Source organism: Rhizobium sullae (genome assembly GCF_900169785.1).
GTDB classification, from domain to species: Bacteria; Pseudomonadota; Alphaproteobacteria; order Rhizobiales; family Rhizobiaceae; genus Rhizobium; species Rhizobium sullae.
In genome coordinates, this window is sequence record NZ_FWER01000123.1 from 1 (window position 1) to 5,483 (window position 5,483).

At 60.0% G+C, this 5,483-nt stretch carries 3 protein-coding genes; all 3 read left to right on the forward strand.

What is annotated here, in order from left to right; translation table 11 throughout:
• Nucleotides 1–417, forward strand: a complete 417-nt coding sequence (locus BN1800_RS38890) for a histidine phosphatase family protein (protein ID WP_244564821.1) — start codon at nt 1–3, stop codon at nt 415–417.
• A 78-nt stretch (nt 418–495) separates the two neighbouring features.
• The gene (locus BN1800_RS38895) at nt 496–4,407 is read left to right on the forward strand and encodes a GH36-type glycosyl hydrolase domain-containing protein (protein ID WP_087006194.1); all 3,912 of its coding nucleotides are present in this window, start codon (nt 496–498) and stop codon (nt 4,405–4,407) included.
• Between the two features lie 5 nt (nt 4,408–4,412).
• The coding region (locus BN1800_RS38900; protein WP_179214023.1) for a glucoamylase family protein at nt 4,413–5,483 on the forward strand (1,071 nt) is incomplete at its 3' end.

Below are 5,483 nucleotides of genomic sequence, written 5' to 3' on the forward strand. Positions count from 1 at the left end.
ATGGAGTGGAACTACGGCGAATATGAGGGCCTGCTGCCCCAGCAAATTCAGGCGAAAAGACCGGGTTGGTTGATTTTCCGTGATGGATGCCCCGGAGGCGAGACGCCGAGGCAAATTGGTGCTCGAGTGGATCAAGTCGTGGCGCGCACACGGGCTGCGGACGGCGACGTTGCGTTGTTCGCGCATGGGCACGTGCTGCGCGTGCTTGCAGCGCGATGGATTGGCCTGCCACCGCGTGCCGGACAGCATTTTCTGCTGAATACCGGCACGTTGAGCATCCTCACCTACTACCACGAGATACCCGCAGTGAGGGTCTGGAATGGACAAGTCTATNTGAATACCGGCACGTTGAGCATCCTCACCTACTACCACGAGATACCCGCAGTGAGGGTCTGGAATGGACAAGTCTATGAGTAGTGTGCGGGAAACTGCCAGCAGTTGGTGATGGTCTTGCTTTCGAGGCGGGTGTCGTCGTTCTGAGTGGGAAAAACGTTGATGGTAAAATCAATTCACGGCCACAGAACGCCTGAGGCGGCGGCGAGACACGATAGCGTCGCGGAAATGGCGGATCCGAGTCCCGCTGTCGCGTTGCTTTCCAACGATCGGTATAGTGTCCTGGTCACAGCCGCCGGGGCCGGTTACGGAACATGGCAAGGCCTCGACATCACCCGGTGGCGCGAGGACAGCACCCGCGATTGCTGGGGCCAATTTTGTTACGTTCGGGATCTGACCGACAACGACCTCTGGTCCATCGGAAAGCAGCCATTATTTCGGTCCTCGAATGTCTACGAGCACGCCTTTTACGGAGACAGGGCCGAGTTCCGCTGTCATGCCGGAGACATTGAAATTCTCACGAAAATCTGTGTCGCACCCGATCTGGACGCGGAAGTGCGTAGGCTCACAGTCACGAACCATGGCACCCGGGAGCGAATCCTCGAACTGACAAGCTATGCCGAAGTCTGCCTGAACAATCGTCGCGCGGACATGTCGCATCCGAGTTTTGCCAAGCTTTTTGTCGAAACACGATATGACGAGGCGACAGGCGCCCTATTTGCGCGTCGCAGGCCACGTGCTGCCGGGGAGAAAGCCACCTGGGCCGTGCACGTTTCTTCATCGAACCTGCCGCCTTCCCAAGCGGTCCAATATGAAACCGATCGGCTGAGATTTCTTGGCCGGGGCCGGACAACAGCCAACCCCGTCGTATTCGACGCGGGTGCATCGCTCTCCGGAACGACTGGCCCTGTCCTCGACCCGATTTTCTGCCTGCGGCGGACGGTTCGTCTGGCGCCAGGCGCCGACGCACGCGTGGCCTTCGTCACAGGCGCTGCGGATGACCAGTCAGCCGTGCAGCTCATCGCCGAAAGATATGCCAAGTTCGACACGGTCGAGCGAGTGTTCTCCGAAGCTTCAGAGAAATACGAAAATGAGCTTCGCACGTCGAACCTGAAGTCTGACGATGTCTCGCTGTTCAATCGGCTGGCCGGGAATGTCGTATTTGCGAACCCGGCCATGCGGCAGGCGGCCGGGCCTAAGAGAGATCGATTGGATCGAACCGCTCTGTGGGCTCATGGTATCTCCGGCGACCTTCCGATCGTGCTTGTCCGAGCGAATGGCGACAGGGATGATGCCTTCGTTAACCAAGTGACGATGGGCCACGATTTCGCCGGTCGGAGGGGCCTGAGATACGACCTGGTGCTGCTCAACGACGGTGGTGCAGCCAGCGCCAAGCGACAGACTGAAAAGCTGCAGTCAGGCCCGCAAGCCGAAATGATCGGCAAACCCGGCGGAATCTTTGTGCTTTCCGAACCCGATACCGAAAGCGATCACGTGGCGACCATCGCCGCGGCAGCGCGCATTGTCCTGCTGGGAAGCGGCGGCACACTTGCCGATCAGCTCAACCTGCCCTCCCCCGCTCTGTCACCTCTTTTACAGACGTTAGCCGTTCGGGTGAGCGGGCAACCTGCGGCCCCACATTCTGACCCGGTCGAGGATTTACAGCACTGGAACGGATTCGGGGGCTTCACGCCCGACGGACGCGAGTATGTCGTGCGCGTGGATGCGGTCAAACCCCGAGCCCCCGCCTTGCCACCGGCGCCTTGGACCAATGTGATCGCAAACCCCGATTTTGGCTGTCTGACAACCGAAGCCGGTCTTGGCTACACTTGGTCAGAGAACAGCCAGATGAACCGGCTGACGCCGTGGTCGAACGATCCGGTTACGGATGCGCCGGGCGAGGTCCTCTATTTGCGGGATGAGGAAAGCGGCGATGTCTGGACGCCGACGCCCCTACCGCTCGGTCCCGGTGCGGTCGTGACTGTTCGTCACGGCCAAGGTTACAGCCGGTATGCAAGTTGCAGTCGTCATCTCAATCAAGAGCTGACGGTATCGGTCGCGCCGAACGATCCCGTCAAAATCATACGCCTCAGGCTTAGCAACGAGGACACCCGCGCTCGGCATGTCACCGCAACCTATTTCGCCGAGTGGGTGCTTGGGACGCAGCGCGAAGAGACAGCAACGCGGATCGTCTGCCAGCGGGATGCCATATCCGGTGCGATCGTAGCCAACAATCCCTGGGCCGGCGATTTTGCCGGAAAGCTGGCGTTTGCAGGCGCCAGTCGGCCGGCAAGGTCGGCCACGGCTGACCGTAGAGAGTTTCTGGGCAAATATGGTTTCGTGTTTAACCCGGCGGCCCTGGAGCGAATAGATCTGGCGGAACGTTTTGGTCCGCTACTGGATCCCTGCGCTGCGCTGATGGTCGATATCTCCCTGCCCCCCGGCGAAAGCAGAGAGGTTGTCTTCGTCCTTGGAGAGGCTGCCGGCCTCGATGAGGTCCGTAGGCTCGTCCAGGAGCATGCCGACCTCGATCGCGCAGCCGCGGGCCTGTCGGCTGTCTCCCGCCAGTGGGATGACATTCTGAACACAATTCAGGTCTCGACGCCGGACGCGGACTTGAACTTGTTGATGAACCGCTGGTTGTTGTACCAGGTTTTGGCATGCCGCGTATGGGCGCGCACCTCCAACTATCAGTCTGGCGGCGCGTATGGATTCAGGGACCAACTGCAGGACGTGATGGCACTGGTCTACAGCGTGCCGAGCGAGGCCCGCTCACACATCCTGCGATCGGCGGCGCGCCAATTCGAGGAGGGGGACGTCCAGCACTGGTGGCACCCACCGTCTGGCATCGGCGTGCGTACTCGGATAACCGACGACTTGTATTTCCTACCCCTTGTCGTTCACCACTACGTTTCCACGACAGGCGACGTTCAACTCCTCGATGAGATGGTTCCATTCATCACGTCACCTTTGCTGAGAGACGACCAAGAGGAAGACTTCAACCGACCAGCGATCAGCGAGCAGTCCGGCACCATTTACGAGCATTGCGTCCGGGCGCTGGAGCATGGCTACCGTTTAGGCAGTCACGGTATTCCCCTTATGGGAACGGGTGACTGGAACGATGGCATGAATAAGGTCGGCGCCGAAGGCAAGGGCGAGAGCGTGTGGAACGGCTGGTTCTTTCTCACGGTCCTGAATTCATTTGCCACGATATCAGCGTCACGCGGAGATCAAGGCCGCGCCGCCTGGTGCCGCGAACGAGCCGAGGCCCTGCGCATTGCCATTGAGGCCAACGCCTGGGACGGTGGCTGGTATCGCCGGGCCTATTTTGACGATGGCACGCCGCTCGGGTCGTCCCTGAACAGCGAATGCCAGATCGACGCCATCCCGCAAGCTTGGGCTGTCATCTCCGGCGAAGCCGATGCTGAACGCGCTTCGCAGGCAATGCGTGCGGTCCACGACCGGCTCGTACGCCAAGAGGACAAGCTGATCAAACTCTTCGACCCACCTTTTGACGAAGGCGTGCTGCAGCCCGGCTACATCAAGGGCTATGTCCCCGGCATCCGTGAAAATGGCGGGCAATACACGCATGCGGCAACCTGGGTTGTCTGGGCGACGGCTTTGCAGGGCGACGGCGATCTCGCGCTGAAGCTTTGGAACCTGATCAATCCGATTTGTCATGGCGCGACGAGAGATCAAATCGAATGCTACAAGGTGGAACCATATGCGGTCAGCGCCGATATCTATGGCGCGCCCCCACACACCGGGCGCGGTGGATGGACCTGGTACACTGGATCCGCCAGTTGGTTCTATCGCGCCGCGCTCGACGCGATCCTTGGCTTTCGTCGGCAAGGACAGTTTCTGCAGTTCGAACCATGCGTTCCGGCAAGCTGGCTGGCTTATGAGATCACATACCGAACTGGATCGACGACCTATCGAATCCGTTTCGACAACGCAAAGGGCATCGGCCGAGGCGTGCATTCAGTCACACTGGACAGTGAACCTGTCGCGAACGGAGCCGTCCGGCTTGCGGAAGACGGACGTACGCACGATGTCCACGTCATAGTCGGTTAACGGCCATGCCCGAAACGCTCTCAACCGACGCCGATCTCGACCGCATGCCAACCGACCAGGATCTCGGTCGGCTGCAATTCACCACCCTGCTGTACTATCTCCACTGCACCAACCCGGACAACGGCCTGGCGCGCGACAAGACAGAACCGAACGCCCCGGCAAGCATCGCGGCGATCGGCATGGCGCTGGCGACCATCCCCGTGGTTGTGGAGCGCGGCGTCCTCATCCGCGAATTTGCGGCGAAGATTACCCGCAATCGGTTGAGATACCTGATGGCATGCCCGCAGGGGCCGGAGCCGGATTCATCCGGCTACAAAGGGTTTTTTTATCATTTTCTGGACATCGAAACGGGGCGCCGGGTGTGGCAATGTGAGCTGTCGACGATCGACTCGGCTTTCCTGTTCGCAGGCGCCTTGACCGTTGCCACCTATTTTGATGGCGACACGGCCGATGAGGTGGAAATCCGCCAGCTCGCGATGGCGCTTTACGAGCGTGCCGACTGGAATTGGGCTCGCGATGGCGGTGCAACTTTAACGCATGGCTGGCGTCCGGAGAGTGGTTTCATTCCCCATCGGTGGCGTGGCTACGATGAAGGCCTGCTGCTCTACATCATCGGCCTAGGATCCCCAACTCACCCTTTGCCGCCCGAATGCTATGCCGCCTACACCGAAACCTATGAATGGCGAAATATCTACGGCCGCGAGCTGCTGTATTCGGGGCCGCTGTTTACCCATCAATTGTCGCACATGTGGATAGACTTTCGCGGCATTCAAGATGCGTTCATGCGCCACCATGACACCGACTATTTCGAAAACAGCCGGCATGCGACCTATGTCCAGCGAGAATACGCAATCCGCAACCCGATGAACTTCGCAGGCTATGGGGAGAATTGTTGGGGATTCACCGCCTGCGATGGACCCGGCTGGGGCAAGCGAACGATCGATGGGGTCGATCGGGAGTTCTTCGACTACATTGCCCGAGGCGCCCCCTTCGGACCCGATGATGGGACCGTGGCGCCCTGGGTCGTTGTCGCCTCGCTGCCGTTCGCGCCGGAGATCGTCGTACCGACAGTGCGC

Bases quoted from the DNA above. Each gene is read 5' to 3' on its own strand.
- BN1800_RS38895 (WP_087006194.1), top strand. From the start codon at position 496: ATGGTAAAATCAATTCACGGCCACAGAACGCCTGAGGCGGCGGCGAGA.